A 16,945-nucleotide genomic window follows, 5' to 3' on the forward strand; every position below is an offset into this window, starting at 1 on the left:
CCGCTACGACAAGACCGCCACCATCTACCTCGCCGGACTCCACATCGCCGCCATCTTCATCTGGTCGGCGAGATGATCCGAAGGAAACGGCCTAGACGGCGGGTCATCCGTGGCAACAACCCTGTCGATGTCGAGGATCGTATGGGTGCCCTCGGTCTCCATGAACTCCTCGTCCTCGTAGAGGTCCTCCAGACTTCGGTATCGGGCATCACTGCCGTATTCCTCCTGGAACACCCTGGCCTGCAGTGTCGCCAAGGCCACCTCTACATCGCCGTCGTACCTGGTGACGTAGTCCCATCCGCTGGCACCCATCGAGCCATCCCTCCCTGATGATCGTGAACGCGCGAACGATAGCGACGGGGGCGGACAACGCCACTGCCTGGCGTCGGGCTCTGCTCGACCTCCCGGATTGAGGTGGCCAGGCCCGTCGACCGCGTTACGGAGATCTCCCGGACAGGCCCTGGTCGGCGGGTGCGGGCCGGAAGCCGCCGGACCAGGGCGGGAAGGAGCTGGGGAGTCGGGAAGAAATGCTGGACGCCACTGGGCAGCCGGGCAGGCGCGTCTGCCTGTCCAGGACCCGGTCGGCCTTGTCGAAGCGGGTGAGGCCGACGGCAGCACGGATGAAATGCCCTCGTCGCCGGGGCGCGGTCCCATCTGTGACTGAACGCGGACATGATCGCTGACGGTTCGTAACTAACTGCGCGGTACAAATAGTTACGCACCACGGCATCACCCAGACCGCACCGCATCCCGGGGGAATCATGCTGCACACCCGCAAGACCGTCGCCGCCGCCATCGGCCTCGTGGCCGCACTCTCGCTCACCGCCTGCAACGGCGACGACAACGCGTCGGACAGCACGCAGGCCAGCCCCACCGCGTCGGCGGACAAGGCGGGCGGAACTGGCACCGGCGGGAGCGACCAGGGAGCGAACGCCAGCACCGGCGGGGCGGACCAGAGCGCCAACACCAGCACCGGCGGGAGTGACCAGGGCGCCAACGCCAGCACCGGCGGGAGCGACCAGGGCGCCGACACCAGCACCGGTGACAACAGGGACGGCAAGGTCGACATCTGCCGCACCGACGCGCTCGAGGTCGCCGCCACCGACAACACCACGGACAAGACGGAAGGCGTCGTCACCGTCTCCTTCAAGAACAGCGGCGGCAGCAACTGCCGCATCAACGGCTTCGCGGGTGTCGACCTGAAGACGTCCCAGGGCGACACCTTCTCCGTGGACCGCAACGGCGAGCAGGCCCTGCCGCAGACCCTCAAGGAGGGCGAGACCGCCGCCTTCAACATCACGTTCCCGGTCAACAACAGCGGCGGCTCTGGCGTGCAGCTGACCGACATCGTGGTGACGCCCCCGAACGAGACCAAGCACGTCACCCTGAAGTGGCCGGCGGGCACGCTCCCCGTCACCGACGGCAAGAACAACGGGAAGCTGGAGATCAGCCCGGTGGGCAAGGTCAGCGACTCACCGGCCGGCTGACCCCGCCTCCGCCTCCCCCCTGACCCCTCGACGACCCGGCCCGGCCGCGGCGCGTGGACTCCATAGCCGTACCCGATCGCCATGGACACATGCTCGGGAGCGGCCGCGGTACCACGGGAGAACAACAGCTCTCCCGGCTGCACCTGACTGGTGGTGACACCTCTGCCGTCGTGGATCTGCGTGTAGGTGGTGCGGGTGGTCTTCTTGCCGACTGCTCCGTACGCGCGCTGGGTCAGGGAGGAGCAGCCGCAGCGCCCGGAAGGGTTGGGGGCGTGGGGGTTGGTGCAGCTGCCGCCCCACTGGTACGGGGTGCCGAGCTGTCCGAGGGCCCGGCGGACCGCGGTCTTCACCTGCATCCGCGCGGTGACCGGGGTCTGGTAGCCCTCTGGCAGCGTGCCGGGGGGATCTCCCCGAAGTCCATGTTGCCGCCGCCCTGTCCGGCGCACCCTCCCGGGCCGAAGCCGCCGAGGCCGGGCCGTTGCGGCATCGGGTCGGCGGGAGCGGCGCCGAGTGTGGGGGCGATGGCCTGCTGGAGGGCGGTCGCGAGGGGCTCGTGCTTGGCGTACGCGTCGGGGAAGGCGGACCGCTGGACCTTCTGCGCGGGCGCACCGCGTCGGCCGCCGTCGCTGCTCCTCCAGATGAGTAGCCGCAGCGTTCACGCGACGTTGGCCTGTCTTAGGCGTCGTTTCCTTTGGCGTGATCGTTCGTTGAGCCGTGCTTGACGAGTCTGGTTGAGCATTTGGTGCCGGAGGAGTTGTGGGTGCTTTTTCGGCGGGTGGTGCCGCCGACTGAGGTGAAGCGCCCGCAGGGCGGGGCCGACGCCGGGCCGGTGACCGTGAGGCTTTGGCCGCGATCATCTTCGTGGCGACGTCAGGCTGCACCAAGTTGTGCCAGAACCCGTTCTCATCGACAAAGCCAACCGCCCGTACGGCGTCCGCCGCCTCGTGCGCTTCGGCCATGGCCCACCCGCGTCACGGCCCGCGCCAGAGGTTCGCGAAGGCCGCGTTCTCGATGGTGCGCCGCTGGCGAACGGCCTCCAGTTCCATCACCGCGTCGTGCACGGCGGCGACCACAGCCGTGACCGCGTCGTCGTCGAACCCCGGCTCCTCGTCGGACGGTTCGGCGCCGATGCCCACGACCGAGGCGAGGGCCGTCAGGACGGGTTCCCGCCGCTCCCAGCGCTCGACGGCCCCGTGACGGGCCGGCGTGTCGACCGCCTCCACGCGTCGCGCGCCGAACGACAGGCGGCCCGCGGCCTTCGGGGTCAGCTCACCGTCCGCCTCCAGCGCGGTCTGGTACGTGGCCGCGAGGTCCGTGCCCCGACGCCACAGCCAGTCCTCGACGCTCTCGTACGGCGTCTGCCGGACGATCCGCGCCCCCGCCTCGCCGAGGAGCCGGTCGTCGGAGGCGGGCGCCACACCCGGCACGAGGACGTCGGCCTCCAGGGTGAGGCCTCCGGCGCCGAGCAGGTCGATCAGCTCGGCGCCCGCGAGCGCGAGCGACAGGTCCCCCTGTCCGACGGCGTGCTCCTGCCCGGAGTCCATCGCGATGATGAACAGGTCTCTCGCCGTGGTCATGAACGGCTCCCCTCGCAGACATCGACGAAGACGCGCCCCGCCCGCCTCCCGGCCGTGGAGGCCGTCGCGGACCGGACACGCTGCCCTTGCCAGTATCGTCCCGTCCGGTCGCTCCCGTCACAGACTCCGCCGAATCGCGATCAACGACCGGGCAGGAGGACAGGAAACGGCACGGTCGCGAAGGTGCCCCGGTCCGAGGCGGCCTCCTCCCTCACGGCAGGGCGATGTCGCCCCTCGACGCGGCGTGCTGCTTCCGCATGATGCGGGCCACGTGGTGCTCCACGGTGCGGGTGGACAGCACGAGGCTCTCGGCGATGTCCCGGTTGGCGCGGCCCTGGACGACGAGTCGGGCCACCTCCTCCTCGCGCGGGGACAGCCGGTCGCCGTAGCCGAGGCGGCCCCGGCGGTGGGTGGTGACGATGGCGTGGCGGCGCAGCAGCCGTTGGCAGCGGGCGACGTCCCAGCGGGCGCCCAGGTGCCGGTAGACCTCGACGACGTCCTGGACCCCCTGGGCCGCGGCCTCTCCGTGCAGGTCGAGCAGACACCGCCCGCGGGCCTCCGCGGCGCGGGCGGCATCGAGCGGGCGGTCGAGCAGGTGCCACCGCTCCTCCGCGTCCGTCAGCAGGGCGACGGCGTCGTCGGGGCGGCCCGCGGCCTCCGCGAGCAGCGCGCGGCACACGGTGAGCGCCGCGCGGGCGGCAGGCGCGTCGGCGTCCGCGGACCCCTCGGCGAAGTCGGCGACGAGCCGCCGGGCCCGCGTCGTGCGGCCGCTGCCGTGGAGGGCCTCCACCGCGACGGGCAGGACTTCGCTCCCCCACATCCAGCCCCGGGTCCGTTCGATCCGGCGCAGCACGTCCTCCACGGCCTCGCACGCCTGCCCGGGGCGGCCCGCCTCCAGGTGGACGCGGGCGGTGGCGGCGGCCGAGGACGTGAGGATGAAGCCGGTGTCGTAGCAGGCGGTGCGGGCGGCCTCGGCGAGGTCGTGGCGGGCCCGGGGGACGTCGCCGAGCACGTGGAGCGAGGTCAGTCCGCGCACCAGCATCGCCTCGGCGGTCAGGTCGGGTATCTCCTGGTAGAGCCGGGTGGTGCGGTCGGCGGCGACGTGCAGACCGTCCCAGCGGCCGCCGTGCCAGGCGAGGACCAGTCGGGCGGTGCCGACGAGTCCTTCCAGGTACGGGCTGCTGCTGTCGGCGAGACCGGCGACGGCCCGGTCGAGGAAGTCCCGCGCCCGCGTGCCGTGCCCGAGCGCGCTGGCCGCGTGCGCCAGGTTGGTCCAGCCCCGGGCGTGGTGCGCGGCCTCCATGGCGGATCCGGCCGGCCCGCGCAGCGCCTCCGCCGCGTGCCAGGCGCGCGGATCGCCGACGAGCATCAGGGCGGTGGCCCGGTTGGCGGCGATGGCGGCCCGGGCGACCGGGTCGGTGACCAGCTCCGTGAGCGTCTCGCCTCGGTCCAGCCAGTGCCGGTGCCGGTCGACGGGCCAGCCCTGGATGGAGGGGATGGCGGCGACCGCCATGGCCCGTGCGGCGGTCTGCGGATCGGACGCCTCCAGGTCGGGGATGGCGCGGGCGACCTCTTCGAGGCTGTCCAGCGCTCCGCCGGTCTGGTTGCGCAGGACCACGCTGAGGTGCAGCCGGATCTCGCCGCGCAGCCGGGGCGGCGGGTCGTCCTCGTCGAGGACGGTGCGCACGGCGGCGACCACCTGCTCGCCGGCCCGCGCCAGTTGGGCGGTGCGGGCCAGTTTCGCGGCGGTGCGCACCCGGCCCTCGGCCTGGGGGTCCTCGACGACGGCCCGGGTGTACAGGCGGGTGGCGGTGGCGTAGTCGCCGGTGGCCGCCGCCCGGTCGGCGGCCACCACCAGGCAGCGCAGGCCCTCGCGGACGTGTCCGGCGGCCGTGTACAGCCGGGCGAGGTCGACGAGCGGCACCGGTCCGTCACCCGCGCGGTGGAGGACGCGGGCCGCGCGCAGACCGAGCCGCGCCGCCCGGGGCCCCGGGATCCGCGCCAGCGCAGCCCGGCGGTCCAGCGGGTGCCGGAAGGACAGCGATGCCCCCTCGGCGCGCAGCACGGACCGTCGGACGCACGCGTCGACCGCCGCTTCGGCCGCCCCGGGCGGACACTCCGCCACCTCGGCGAGGACACCGACGGGGGCCGGTCGGCCGAGGACCGCGGTCGCCTCGACGATCCGCCGGGCCTCCTCCCCCAGCGGCGCGCACCGCCGGGCGAACTCCCGGGCCACCCGCCTCGGCACCTCCGCCTCCCGTACGGCGGCGAGCACCGCGGGCCCAGCCGTGCCGTCCTCCGCGCCGGCCGAGAGCAGCTCCCCGGCGTCATCGAGGAGGGCGCCGGCGGCTCCGGGCAGTCCGCCGGACAGTTCGTGCACGAGTGCCGCGAGCTCCGGCAGCTCCTCCGGCCGCACCCGCGGGTGCCCCGCCGCCCACCGGCGGACGCACTGCTCCGTCTCCTCCGGTGTCCAGGGCCGTACGCGGATCTCCTCGCATCGCCCCGCTGCCGAGGTACGGACGCCGAGGACCGGCAGCCCGGGGGCGGCGTCCTCGGTCACGACCAGCCGCAGCCCGGCGGGCGGGTCGTCCGTCAGCCGGTCGAGCAGCCGGAGCGTCGCGGGGTCGGCGAGGTGGACCTCCTCCAGGACCAGCACGGTGTCGCCGAGCGAGGCGAGCAGGGTCGCCACCGCGCGGGGCAGCAGTCCTCGGCATGCCTCCGGGTCCGAGGCCGACGCGGGCGGATCCGGCAGGCGGTCGGCCAGTTCGGGCACGACGAGTCCCACGACTCCGGTGACCGGCGGCAGCAGGTCGGCCAGGCCGGGACGGTACGGGAGTTGGGCCAAGGCCGAGGCGACGGCCTCGAGGGGCGGCGGTTCCGCGTCGTCCGGGCACGTCCCGCGCAGCTGCGTCCACTCCGCGAACTCCGCCCCGCCGAGCACCTCGTCCACGAGCCGTGCCGTCCCGACCCCGGCCTCCCCGCGCACGACGACGACACCGCGCCCCGCGCGCAGGGCCGCCCGGAGCCGCCGTGCTTCCTCGTACCGGCCGACGAACCCGGCCCCGTCGGAGGGCACTTCGCCGTGTGGCGCATCGAAGGGACGTCTCTCCACGGCTCCGCCTTTCATCGGCCACCCACCCGGTGGCTCCGTCGAACGTCGTGGAGGTCCTTCGGGGACCGGACGCCACGCGTCGCGGGCGTGGCCGCGGTGTCCGCCGGGCAGGTGGGTCCACCCGCAGGTGGTCTACCGGCAGCGGGGCCGCCGTCGCAATAGGGGGCGACTACCCACGGAATTCCGTCGGCCCGGCACGGTCTCCGCCGGGCGCCGGGCAGCGACGTCCCGTCCCCACTCTTTGGGTAGCGCTACGCATTGCTGGCCTCCTCCCGGGTGACCGAAGCTCTGGGCGGTCCGGTCGCGCCGTCCCCGTCCACCACGGTCCCCAACCGCTGGAGGCACGGGGAGGCAGCACCCCACGCAGCCGTACGGCGTGGCCGGATCCGTGCGTCGCGGAGCCCGCTCCGTACGCCACGTCACCCCGTCCCGCCGTTCCGGCGCCGTCACCAGTGGCGCCCGTACGACCGCCTTCGGCCGACGGATCGTCACGGTCCTCACCCGGACCACCGTCTCGGCCGGCCGGCGGCCATCCTCCGGGCGCGCTCTCCCACCCCTGACGGAGTGCGCCCGGAGCCACCGGCGGGACGGATGCCGCCCTCCGGACCTCGACCCCGGTCCGGACACCTCCCACGAAGGAAGCAGTCATGGAGTTCGACGCTCGCGCCCTCCGGCGCCTGCTCGCCATCAGTACCAGTGCCGCCTTGCTCGCCGTGGTCTCCGCGACCGCCGCGGCCACGGCCGCGCCGACACCGCCGAGCGGCGGGGAGAACCGCATCGTCGGCGCGGATCGGCCGGGAGCGGTCGACGGCTCCTACATCGTCACCTTCAAGGGCTCGGTCTCCTCGGCCGACGTGCCCGCCTCCGCCCGGGCCCTGGCCAAGCGTCACGCGGGCAGCCTGCGCTACACCTACACCACCGCCCTGCGCGGCTTCGCCGTCCGCATGACGGAGAGCGAGGCCCAGGAGCTGGCCGCCGAGCCCACCGTGGCCCGCGTGGAGGCCGACGGCGTGGCGTACGCGGTCGACACCCAGCCCTCGCCGCCCTCCTGGGGCCTGGACCGCGTGGACCAGCGCAGCCTTCCCGTGGACTCGAGCTACACCTACGCGACCACCGCCTCCAACGTGAACGCGTACATCGTGGACACCGGCATCCGGATGACCCACCGCGACTTCGGCAGCCGCGCGGTCAGCGGCTACGACTTCGTCGACAACGACTCCAACGCCTCCGACTGCCAGGGGCACGGCACCCACGTCGCGGGCACCGTCGGAGGCAGCTCCTACGGCGTTGCCAAGGGCGTCAAGCTCATCGGCGTCCGCGTGCTGAACTGCCAGGGCACCTCGGGCGACACCTGGGCCCCGGTCCTCGCGGGCATCGACTGGGTCACCAAGAACGCGGTCAAGCCCGCCGTGGCCAACATGAGCATCGGCGGCGGAAAGACCCAGTCGGTGAACGACGCCGTCGCGGCCTCCATAGCCTCCGGTGTCACCTGGGTCGTCGCGGCCGGCAACAACAACGCCGACTCGTGCTCCTACTCCCCGTCCTCCACGCCGTCGGCCATCACGGTCGGCGCCACCAACAGCCGCGACGCCCGGGCCTCCGGCTGGTCCAACGGGCAGGGCTCCAACTACGGCGCCTGCCTGGATATCTTCGCCCCCGGGGACAGCATCGTCTCCACGTCCAACTCCGGTGACACCGTCTCCCAGACGATGAGCGGCACCTCCATGGCCTCCCCCCACGTCGCGGGCGCGGCCGCCCTGCTGCTCGCCGCGAACCCGACCTGGACCCCGGCCCAGGTCCGCGACAGGCTGGTCGCGGACGCCACGCCCGACAAGGTGACCGACGCCCGCACCGGCTCGCCCAACAAGCTCCTCTACACCGGCGCCGGCGGCACCACCCCGCCGCCCACCGGCAAGAAGTTCGAGAACACCGACGACTACCAGATCCGCGACAACGCCACCGTCGACTCCCCCCTCGCGGTCACCGGAGTCACCGGCAACGCCCCCTCGAACCTCGCCGTCACCGTCGACGTCCGCCACACCTACCGCGGCGACGTGAGGCTGGAGCTGCTCGCCCCCGACGGCACCGCCTTCCTCCTCAAGGACTACAACTCCAACGACAGCGCCGACGACATCCAGGGCACCTTCACCGTCAACGCCTCCGGTGAGTCCGCCAACGGCACCTGGAAGCTCCGCGCCACCGACAACTGGACCAACGACACCGGCTACATCAACGCCTGGTCGCTCCAGTTCTGATCCGGCGGCCTCCCGCGTGACACGGGTCCCCGACCCAGGGGACGGCCCCGTTCCCGGCGGACTCCGCCGGGAACGGGGCCGTCGTGCCGCGTCCCTGGATCGTCGCCGGGCGATGCGGCCCACTGCCGTCAGGTGGGAATCGGAGAGCGGATGCCTCTTCACACGGAATGGGCTGCCCCTGTGTGACGGGACGATGGCCACCTCATCGCGGAACGGGTATCCAGTGCAGGAGCTGAAGTCGAGCGTCCAGTGGCTGGAGAACACGGAGAGCTGTCGCAGCCGTGGTTCAGCATGAGCCGCTTGCACGAGTTCGCCGAACCCTGTGAAATCCGGTTCCTCGGCCGCCTGCTCCTGCATCATGCGCCACTGCAGCTCCACCACCGCGGCCGGCCCGCGTTCGCGAGCTTCGGCGCGCTCGCTGGAGCGCAGAAACGACAGCTCCACCCGCAGCTCCCGCAGGCTCCTGCCCTGCCCCCATGCCGCTCCGGCCCTGACGACATCCACCAGGTCGGCGTGGCTCCGGTGATGAGTTCGACTCCGAAACTCCAGCCGGAGACACCGAACCAGCGGCTCTCCGCCCCGATGCGAACGCGTACAAGCAGCGCAACACCGTCGAGCGCTGCATCAACCGCCTGAAGCAGTGGCGGGGCATCGCCACCCGTTACGAGAAAACCGCGACCATCTACCTGGCCGGACTCCACGTCGCCGGCATCTTTCTTCGGTCTGCCAGGCCAACGACTCAGGAGCAGGAGCGAACCGCATCGTCCCAAGCACCCGGACTGCGGTAGTGATTCGTGTGCCCCGCGACGAGCACGTGGCGCAGTGCGGCAAGGTGCCGGGTGTTCGCGGGGAGATCCAGCTGGGCGAGGAGGGCCAGTGCGGCGGCCGGTTCCAGGTCGCCGTAGACGTCGTGGAAGCTCGTCAGAAGACCGCGGAAGAGAGCCGGGCGCAGAGCGGGAAGCCGCACGGCGACGCGGTACGCCGGCTCCTTCACCGGCCAGCGGACCGGGCCCGAGCACTCCAGAACCCGACGGGCGCGGCGGAGCAGGGCCTCCGTCTGCTCGGCCACCACCCGGTCGATGTCGTTACCGAGAACCTCGGCGAAGGCCGTCGCGGAAGTGACGTGGTCCTCGAACCAGTCCGCCCACAGCGAGTAGGTGACGGCCTCGGCGTCCCGGTCCGCCTCCAGCCGCCGACGGTAGCCGTCCCACAGCACGCCGGCCGGCAAAGGGCCTTCCGCGCCCTCGTTCGCGAACCGGATCTCGCACGTGACCCAGTAGTCGTCGAGGAGGTCCAGCAGCCCGAAAGCCAAGCGCACCTGATCTGCCGCATCCAGGTCCTCGGCGAACACATCGCCAGCCCAGGAGTGCGCCACCTGGTTGGCGGTGAGCAACGTGTCCGGCTTCTCGTCACTCACCCACCCGTCACGCATCTGACGGACGCCCTGATCAGCCAGCCAACGCCGCGCTGCCTCCTCGGCTTGCATCTCCACTCGGGAAGTATGACAAGCCTCGCAGGATCCGAACCGAACCGCCCGACCACCGGCGCCGCGGCGGCCAAGGGGGCCGGCCCACGGGCTTCGGCAAGACGATCCACCGCCGCCGCAACGAAGTCGAGCGGACCATCATCCGGCTCAAGAACTTCCGCACCGTCGCCACGCGCTTCGACGAACGGGCGTACGTCTTCCACGGGACGGTCACCGTGGCCGCGATCCGCCTATGGGTCCGCCCGCAGTGAAACGCCCCGTTGAGAATTCCTTGACAGTGGCGCAGTTCGCTGAGTACGCGCTCGTCGACAGCCCTGACGTCCCAGATGAGCTGTCGAGCTCGGTCTACCAGGGTGAACGGGTGTCGCGGCGCGCTTCTGGGGTCTGCTCGGGCAGAGCCGTGTTCTGGTCGGTGCGCAGCAGCATGCCCGGGTCGGGTTCGAAGTCCTCATTGGGCGGTGCCGGCCGGTGGAAACGCTCGGTGCCCGGAATGGTGACTTCCACCAGCCGGCCCTCCTGGAACATCCATAGCCCGAAGCAGTCGTCGTCCTGGTCGCGAAGCAGAACCTGCACCGTGTGCGGATGCGGCCACGGCAGCGATTCCAGGTGCCTGAGCAGGCCCTTGCGGTGGTGCACTTTGTCGAGCTCCAGGGCCCATCCGAACTCGTAGCCCCACTGCCCCGCTATCGGGACGAAGCGACCTCGCCACGTGCGTTCCGGGTCGTCCTGGGTCAGCGGTTCCATCACCTCGTCCGACCAGCGGGCGAGCACGATGACCTCGGCGTCTCTACTCATGCCGGAGTATGACCGCATCCGCCTGATCCACCGCAACCAAATTCCTCAACCGGCCGACGCAGGCGAGGACGTGCGGATTGACGACGAGCTCCCCGTGTCGGCGAGCCAGACGACGGCGCCTCCGGAGAAGCTCATCCGCGCCTATGCCACGGCCCTGATCAGCTCACACGACCCATCGGACAGCCCCTGAGCCTACGCTTTTCCCGTCCTGTCCCTTCGCCGAGAAGTGGACCTCCTGTGCGGTCCAGGGGTCCCCCATGGGCGCCGCGAACTCGACCCGGGCGTGGTAGGGCGTGCACTCCGTGCCGTCCTGAACGCAGCCAACGGCTTCTCGCGGAAGGACGCAACGGATCCCGGACGGGTGCCCCAAGGCCGATCCGGCGGCATCGAACCCGCCCCACAGAACGTGCCGCTGCCGGCCTCGATCGGTTCAGTTCTCGTCGTTTCGGATGATGCCTCCTGGCACGTCCGCCGCCCAGGCCGCCGCCACGCTATGGCTGCTGACCAGCTTCGACCTGCTCTATACCGGCGGCTCGATGCAACCCGAACCCGTCGCCGTGGTTTTGGTCAGCACTGTCGAGCACGGCTTGTGCTCCTGAGGAGGGTCGGACCGGACGTCGCCCCCTCGGAGGGATTCCGGAACCGACCATTTAGGTAAGACGACCTGCTCGCCCCCGTTCAGGACCGGGATCAGGGCGCCCAGTCCCCGGCCCACCGATGGTGTAGCCGACTCCCGGGCCGGTCGGGGGTTCACGGGATGGTCCGGGGTGCCCTCGCGCGGCGAGAGTGGGGGCCATGAACACGCACAAGGTCCTGATCACCGCCCTGCTCGTCCCGCTCGGTGCCACCCTGGCCCTCGCCCCGGCCGCCTCCGCCGTCACCCCGCCCGCCCCGATTGCCGCATCGGCCCCCGCCTTCGCTGCCCCGCCCGTCGGCCCGGAGGAGGCCGTGGCCGCCGCGTTCCGTTCGCCCGAGGCGGCCCTGGGTCGGGTGGCCCATCCGCTGCGCACCACCGAGCCCCGCGGCGGTCTGGCCGACCTGCGCCCGTTCGGCCGGATGGTCGGCGACGCCCGGGTGGTGGGCCTGGGCGAGGCCTCCCACAGCTCGCACGAGTTCTTCACCGTCAAGCACCGCATCTTGCGGTACCTGGTCGAGGAGAAGGGCTTCCGGGCCTTCGCCCTCGAAGCGCCATGGAGCACCGGACTGCGGCTGGACGCCTACCTCGTGCGCGGTGAGGGCGACTTGAAGCAGATCATGGACGAGGAGTTCCAGGGCACCTACCGGTGGTGGAACAACGCCGAGTACCGCGATCTGTTCCAGTGGATCCGCGCGTACAATGTCAAGCACCCCAAGGATCCGGTCCGCTTCGTCGGCGACGACAGCGGGTTCGCCGGCGCGGAGCTGTACGACAAGGTGAACGCCTACGCGGCCGCGGCCCGCCCCGACCTCGCTCCGCGGCTGACCGAGCTGTACCGGGGCCTGCGGCCGGCCACCGACGCCGAGACGTACGTCAACGACTACCTGTCGAAGCCGATGGCCGAACGCAAGGAGCTCGCCGAGCGGACCGGCCGGGCAGTGGACCTGCTCAAGCAGCGGCCCGGCACGGACGCCGACGCGCACGCCTGGGCCGTCCAGCACGCCACCGCGATCCACCAGATGACCACGCTGTTCGCCTTCGACTGGGACGACCCCCGGAGCATTCCCGACCTCATGCTCTACCGTGACCGGATCATGGCGGAGAACGTCGCCTGGTGGCAGCAGCAGACCGGCGACAAGATCGTGCTCGCCGCCCACAACGGCCACATCGCCCTCAAGACCTACATCCCCGGCGCCTACCCGAGGGTCCAGGGCGACTTCCTGCGCGAGCGCCTGGGCGGCGGCTACCTCAGTGTCGGCCTCACCTTCGACCACGGCTCGTTCAACGCATTCGGCTCAGACGGCGGCGTCCACCGCTTCACCGTCGGCCCGGCCACGCCCGGCACCGCCGAGCACACCCTGGACCGGGTACGGTACCGCGACTTCGTGGTGGACCTGCGCAACGCCCCGGCGGCGGCCCGCGCCTGGCTCGCCGCACCGCACACCGTCAAGAACATCGGCGCCACCTACCCCGGGATCGCCGATGCCCCGCAGATCCGGCTCTCGGAGTCGTACGACGTCGTGATCCACCTCCAGCGGGTGGAGGCCGCCCGCATGCTCAAGTAGCACCGGGCCCGCGCGGCGCGGCGACGGTGCGGCAGGCCGGCTGGTCCGATGCCCCGCGCCGCCGGAGCGTTCCCCGCCCCTCCCCCGACCTCGCCGTCTCGTCCTTCCGGCGAACCAGCTCGCGGCTTCGGAGGGTGAGGGCACACCCGCACCGCGACGGCCGGCGTCCCACCCGCAGCGGCGACATCGCGATCACGGGTCACCGGTCATCCGCAGGCTCAGGACCCGGGCGCCGAACCGGGCGGCCTCGGCGGTCTGCCGCTCGTCCCGGGCAGTGCCGGCAGCGCGGTGGGTGAGTCACACGAGGCCGGCACTGTGGCGGTCTTCGACGATGCTGATGATCAGCTTGAGCCGTTCCTCGTGAGGGAGCGGCCGCCGCGGCGCGGGCCCGAAGGATCACGGCGACGCAAATGGCTTCGTTGGCCTGGTCTCGAGGGGTGCTGTGGCCGGCGTACAGTTGTGCCTTCCGACGCGGGGTGGAGCAGCTCGGTAGCTCGCTGGGCTCATAACCCAGAGGTCGCAGGTTCAAATCCTGTCCCCGCTACTGAAGTGACGTGAGGCCCGGATCCTGTGGATCCGGGCCTCATCCGTGCGCCTGCGTCTCAAGCTGTCCGTCCGGTTCTCGTCCCCGGGCCGACGAGCCCGGATCGCGCACCGATGAGTTTCCCGCGCCGCGCCGGTCCGTACGCGTGAGACCGGGACCGACTCACGGAAGGCTGGCACCATGCGGAAACTGATCTACGGCATGAACCTGTCCCTGGACGGCTACATCGCCGCGCCCGGCGACGACATCGGCTGGAGCGTGCCGAGCGACGAGCTGTTCCAGTTCTGGTCCGACCAGCTGCAGGCGACCGACCTGACGCTGTACGGGCGCAAGCTGTGGCAGACGATGAGCTCCTACTGGCCGACCGGCGACCAGCAGCCCCACGCCACCCCGGCGGAGATCGAGTTCGCGCGCCGCTGGCGGGACATGTCGAAGGTGGTGTTCTCCTCGACGGTCGACGAGGTCGACTGGAACACCCGCCTGGTCACCGGCGACGCGGTCGCCGAGATCACCCGGCTCAAGGCCGAGGACGGCGGCCCGATGGACATCGGCGGCGCGACGCTCGCCGGGGCGGCCATGCGGGCCGGGCTGATCGACGAGTACGTGCTGGCCACCGCGCCGGTCCTGGTGGGCGGCGGCACGCCGTTCTTCACCGCGCTGGACAACTGGGTGAACCTCGACCTGGTGGAGACGCGGACGCTTCCCTGCGGCGTGATCCTGACCAGGTACGAGACGAGGCGCTGAGCGCCCGTCACGCTTGTCGCCCTTCCGCAGGGCGCGCCCGGTCTGCCGGCCCCATACCGTAAGAACACTCAACTGAATTCACCACTGGTCTTCCCGATCACACCGGCCGGCAGCGCTCGTGGTGCGCCGTCGGGCATCGTCAGGCGCTCACTTCTGCCCGCTCCCGTCGTCGTCCTCGCCGGCTTCGGCGTGTCCGGATCGCGTAGTGGGCGCAGGTTCCCAGCGGCGGGGGTGGAGGCGGTGAAGCCGTAACGGCCGAGCAGGTTCAGGTTGCGGTGCTTGAGCGGGGACAGGCGGGCGATGTCCTCGTCCCGCAGTTCGTGGCCCTCGGCGCGGAGCTGGGCGCCCCTCGCGGCCGAACACGCGCAGCAGGTCGTAGGCGCGGGCCGACCTGGAACGCGAACCGGCGGAGCTGGCGGCGGCCCCGGAGGCGGAGCCGTCGCCGACGGCCCAGCGCGGCACTGTACTCTTCCCGTTGATCTTGATCGACGTGAGCCGTGATGGGCATGAACGGGGAAAACATGAGTATGCGTGACGTCCGAGCGGTGACTCGCGTCGTGGGCCGCCGGACCGCCTTGCGTTACCTGGCCCTCGGGGTCGGAGCATCCTTGGTCGCCGCCTGCAAGGGCGGGAGTGGCACCGACGGCGCGAACGGGATCACCGGCGGCGACGGGCAGCCGACGGTGACCGGCCGGGCCTTCGCCGCCTTCATGCGCGGCAGGTGGTCGGTCACGTCGGAGATAGGCAACGAGGACCCGGCCACCTTCACCGCGGTCATCGACGACGGCGTCTGGAGCCTGGAATCGGACGGGCAGAGCACGAAGGGCACCTGGTCCCTGTCCGGCAGCCGGCTGTCCTTGCAAGTGCCGGAGCATCTGGGCAGCGTCGAGAATCCGGGCGACCTGGAGGAGGCGTCGGCCACGAACGTGCCCGCCGCCATCGGCGACTCCCTCTCCGTGTCCCTCCCCTGGCAACCGCCCGGTTCCTCCAGCAGCAGCGGCGAAACGCTCAGCGTGGACTACGCGGGCAACACCCTGCGCATCCGGCACATCGAGGGCGACAACATGAACACGTTCACCTGCATCCGCGCCTGACCGCGGGCCGGTGCGGGACGGGCGCGCGACGCGAAAACCCGCCGCCGCGTGTCCGTCTCCATCACCGCCGGCTCTGTTCATGAGAACGGGCTCCGGCACCACTTCCATCAAGGCGGACCGACCCTCGGTGTCGCAGGCCAGGGGCCCTGGTGAGCCGACAGGTCGGGGGCTCGCCCCCAGGGGCAGACAAGAGGGGGAAAAGGCGGTCCGGCGGGGAGCAGTTCCGGCCCGGTCTGGCTGACCGGCGACGCGAGCGTGGGCGAGTCTGGGAGATGGCCGGTCACGGATGCGGCTGTTCCACGGGGTGGAGCAGCTTGTGCCGACCGCTCTGAGCCTGGAGGCGGAGCCGGCCGGATACCTGGCCGGCTCGTGGCGGCGTTGCCCGTCAAGAGGGGGACCGCACCTTCCGGCGGCCACCGGAGGGCGCTCGCCCACCACGTCCACGGCCGCCCCCGGTGCGGAGTCGGTCCACGACACGCGCACGGCCCCGACCGGACGGGCGCCGGGGTGTCGCGCTGGGGGTGCTAACACAGGACGATGGACACGGGTCACGGGCGCGCAGCCGCCCCTTCGGAGCGGACGCATCTGCCGAAGCACAGGATTCTCGCGTTGACCGACGGCGTGGTGGCCATCGCCATGACGCTGCTGGTGCTCGACATCGACGTGCCCGACGGGCTCCAGGGGCAGGCCCTGAAGGACGCGCTCGACGACGTACAGGGTCAGGTGGGGACGTTCCTGCTGAGCGCTGTCGTGATCGCTCTGTTCTGGCGGGCGCACCACTCGGTGCTGCGGGACGCGGAGTGGATCGACACCTCCCTCTTCTGGTGCAACGTCGCCTTTCTGGCACTGCTCTCCTTGATCCCCTTTCCCACGAGGGTGTTGGCCGAATACGGCCAGCGGCCGCTCGGACCCGGTCTGTACGGTGCGGTGATCGGCACGGCCGCCCTGGTGCTGTACCTGATGGCCGTGCGCATCGCCCGGGGACCGGGGCGCCGGAAGCCCTTGCCGCCCTTTCCCGCGCAGGCGGGCGTCTTCCTCCTCTCCGTCGTGATCGCCCAGTTCTCCCCCTTGGCGGCCGTCTACAGCTGGATCGCCTCCGTGCCCCTCTCCGTGCTGGCCCACCGGCACGCCACCCGCACGTCGCGGGCCTCCCGGCCCTGACCGGAGGCCGGCGGCAAGACGGACCGCGCCGTCTCGTCCTTCCGATCGCTCGTGCCGCGCCACGGGAGGGTGCCGTCAGGGCGGCGAGTGCGGCGGCCTGAGCGGGAGCAGCCCTGCTCCCCTCTGTCTCGCGGGTTCACCTGGCCGGCCCGGGTGCCGGCGCTCAGCGGGTCGCCGGTTCGGCTCTTCCCGGTGGTCGCGGACCTTGTCGATCCCCGCGCCCGGGGCGGCCGGTCCGTCGGCGCCGACGGCGTAGACGATGGGGTTGCGTACGGTCCGCACGTGGGCGGGTGCGGCTTGTTCGACGGCCCTGCGGCCTCCGGCGGTGGGGACGGCACTGGACCGACTCATCTTCCGGCTCCTCGACCAGGAGCCTGACATCTGATCGCCGCAGGGTTCGGCTTCGGGAATTCGACGCGCCCGGTAGGGACGCGGACGAGCAGTGGGCCGGCAACGCCGTGGCTCGCCGGCTGCTTCGTTCTCCTGGA

Annotated in this window: 12 protein-coding genes, 1 tRNA gene and 6 pseudogenes; 11 read left to right on the forward strand and 8 right to left on the reverse strand. The window is 71.7% G+C overall.

Annotated features, from left to right (window positions below; all coding sequences use genetic code 11):
- Window positions 1-24 precede the first annotated feature (24 nt).
- Window positions 25-312 carry a hypothetical protein gene (locus ACZ66Z_RS20125; RefSeq protein WP_469935751.1) on the reverse strand — a complete coding sequence of 96 codons (288 nt, stop codon included), beginning with the start codon at window positions 310-312 and terminating at the stop codon, window positions 25-27.
- Between the two features lie 449 nt (window positions 313-761).
- On the opposite strand from ACZ66Z_RS20125, the gene ACZ66Z_RS20130 reads away from it, so the two are divergent.
- Window positions 762-1,487 carry a DUF4232 domain-containing protein gene (locus ACZ66Z_RS20130; RefSeq protein ID WP_469935753.1) on the forward strand — a complete coding sequence of 242 codons (726 nt, stop codon included), beginning with the start codon at window positions 762-764 and terminating at the stop codon, window positions 1,485-1,487.
- A gap of 98 nt (window positions 1,488-1,585) precedes the next feature.
- Here the strand turns inward: ACZ66Z_RS20130 and ACZ66Z_RS20135 are convergent.
- Window positions 1,586-1,843 (reverse strand): annotated as a pseudogene (locus tag ACZ66Z_RS20135) (C40 family peptidase); the annotation flags it as partial.
- Window positions 1,844-2,205: 362 nt separating this feature from the next.
- On the opposite strand from ACZ66Z_RS20135, the pseudogene ACZ66Z_RS20140 reads away from it, so the two are divergent.
- Window positions 2,206-2,369: pseudogene (locus ACZ66Z_RS20140) on the forward strand (IS5/IS1182 family transposase); the annotation flags it as partial.
- 89 nt (window positions 2,370-2,458) lie between these two features.
- Here the strand turns inward: ACZ66Z_RS20140 and ACZ66Z_RS20145 are convergent.
- The gene (locus ACZ66Z_RS20145) at window positions 2,459-3,064 is read right to left on the reverse strand and encodes a GOLPH3/VPS74 family protein (protein ID WP_469935755.1); all 606 of its coding nucleotides are present in this window, start codon (window positions 3,062-3,064) and stop codon (window positions 2,459-2,461) included.
- A 211-nt stretch (window positions 3,065-3,275) separates the two neighbouring features.
- On the reverse strand, window positions 3,276-6,176 hold the full coding sequence (locus ACZ66Z_RS20150; protein WP_469935757.1) for an ATP-binding protein: 2,901 nt from the start codon (window positions 6,174-6,176) through the stop codon (window positions 3,276-3,278).
- 647 nt (window positions 6,177-6,823) lie between these two features.
- Between ACZ66Z_RS20150 and ACZ66Z_RS20155 the strand changes: the two genes are divergently transcribed.
- Window positions 6,824-8,431: a S8 family peptidase gene (locus ACZ66Z_RS20155; protein ID WP_469935759.1), complete on the forward strand. Its 1,608-nt coding sequence runs from the start codon at window positions 6,824-6,826 to the stop codon at window positions 8,429-8,431.
- Between the two features lie 150 nt (window positions 8,432-8,581).
- Here the strand turns inward: ACZ66Z_RS20155 and ACZ66Z_RS20160 are convergent.
- A pseudogene (locus ACZ66Z_RS20160) lies at window positions 8,582-8,935 on the reverse strand (DUF6193 family natural product biosynthesis protein); the annotation flags it as partial.
- A 68-nt stretch (window positions 8,936-9,003) separates the two neighbouring features.
- Between ACZ66Z_RS20160 and ACZ66Z_RS20165 the strand changes: the two are divergent.
- Window positions 9,004-9,219 (forward strand): annotated as a pseudogene (locus ACZ66Z_RS20165) (hypothetical protein); the annotation flags it as partial.
- Here ACZ66Z_RS20165 and ACZ66Z_RS20170 read toward each other — a convergent pair.
- Window positions 9,171-9,917 (reverse strand): hypothetical protein, encoded by a 747-nt coding sequence (locus ACZ66Z_RS20170; protein WP_469936230.1) that lies wholly within the window; start codon window positions 9,915-9,917, stop codon window positions 9,171-9,173. The pseudogene ACZ66Z_RS20165 and the gene ACZ66Z_RS20170 sit on opposite strands and share 49 nt — an antisense overlap.
- A gap of 35 nt (window positions 9,918-9,952) precedes the next feature.
- On the opposite strand from ACZ66Z_RS20170, the pseudogene ACZ66Z_RS20175 reads away from it, so the two are divergent.
- Window positions 9,953-10,168, forward strand: a pseudogene (locus ACZ66Z_RS20175) (IS5/IS1182 family transposase); the annotation flags it as partial.
- A gap of 94 nt (window positions 10,169-10,262) precedes the next feature.
- Here ACZ66Z_RS20175 and ACZ66Z_RS20180 read toward each other — a convergent pair.
- A complete protein-coding gene (locus tag ACZ66Z_RS20180) occupies window positions 10,263-10,712 on the reverse strand; it encodes a hypothetical protein (protein WP_469935761.1) in 450 nt (149 codons plus the stop codon).
- Here ACZ66Z_RS20180 and ACZ66Z_RS20185 point away from each other — a divergent pair.
- The 4 genes from ACZ66Z_RS20185 to ACZ66Z_RS20200 all read left to right on the forward strand — a co-directional run bounded on the left by ACZ66Z_RS20185 (window position 10,711) and on the right by ACZ66Z_RS20200 (window position 14,202).
- Entirely contained in the window at window positions 10,711-10,902 is a 192-nt protein-coding gene (locus ACZ66Z_RS20185) for a hypothetical protein (protein ID WP_469935763.1), read from the forward strand. The two genes, ACZ66Z_RS20180 and ACZ66Z_RS20185, sit on opposite strands and share 2 nt — an antisense overlap.
- Before the next feature lie 605 nt (window positions 10,903-11,507).
- Window positions 11,508-12,914 (forward strand): erythromycin esterase family protein, encoded by a 1,407-nt coding sequence (locus ACZ66Z_RS20190; RefSeq protein ID WP_469935765.1) that lies wholly within the window; start codon window positions 11,508-11,510, stop codon window positions 12,912-12,914.
- Window positions 12,915-13,384: 470 nt separating this feature from the next.
- Window positions 13,385-13,458 (forward strand) — tRNA-Met (locus ACZ66Z_RS20195).
- A gap of 180 nt (window positions 13,459-13,638) precedes the next feature.
- The gene (locus ACZ66Z_RS20200; RefSeq protein ID WP_469935767.1) at window positions 13,639-14,202 is read left to right on the forward strand and encodes a dihydrofolate reductase family protein; all 564 of its coding nucleotides are present in this window, start codon (window positions 13,639-13,641) and stop codon (window positions 14,200-14,202) included.
- A gap of 147 nt (window positions 14,203-14,349) precedes the next feature.
- Here ACZ66Z_RS20200 and ACZ66Z_RS20205 read toward each other — a convergent pair.
- A pseudogene (locus tag ACZ66Z_RS20205) lies at window positions 14,350-14,540 on the reverse strand (hypothetical protein); the annotation flags it as partial.
- A gap of 207 nt (window positions 14,541-14,747) precedes the next feature.
- Between ACZ66Z_RS20205 and ACZ66Z_RS20210 the strand changes: the two are divergent.
- Window positions 14,748-15,296: a hypothetical protein gene (locus ACZ66Z_RS20210; RefSeq protein ID WP_469936261.1), complete on the forward strand. Its 549-nt coding sequence runs from the start codon at window positions 14,748-14,750 to the stop codon at window positions 15,294-15,296.
- A gap of 609 nt (window positions 15,297-15,905) precedes the next feature.
- Window positions 15,906-16,457, forward strand: coding sequence for a TMEM175 family protein (locus ACZ66Z_RS20215; RefSeq protein WP_469935769.1), 552 nt, complete (start codon window positions 15,906-15,908; stop codon window positions 16,455-16,457).
- Window positions 16,458-16,945: the final 488 nt, after the last annotated feature.

The organism is Streptomyces sp. NPDC107498, assembly GCF_055582805.1.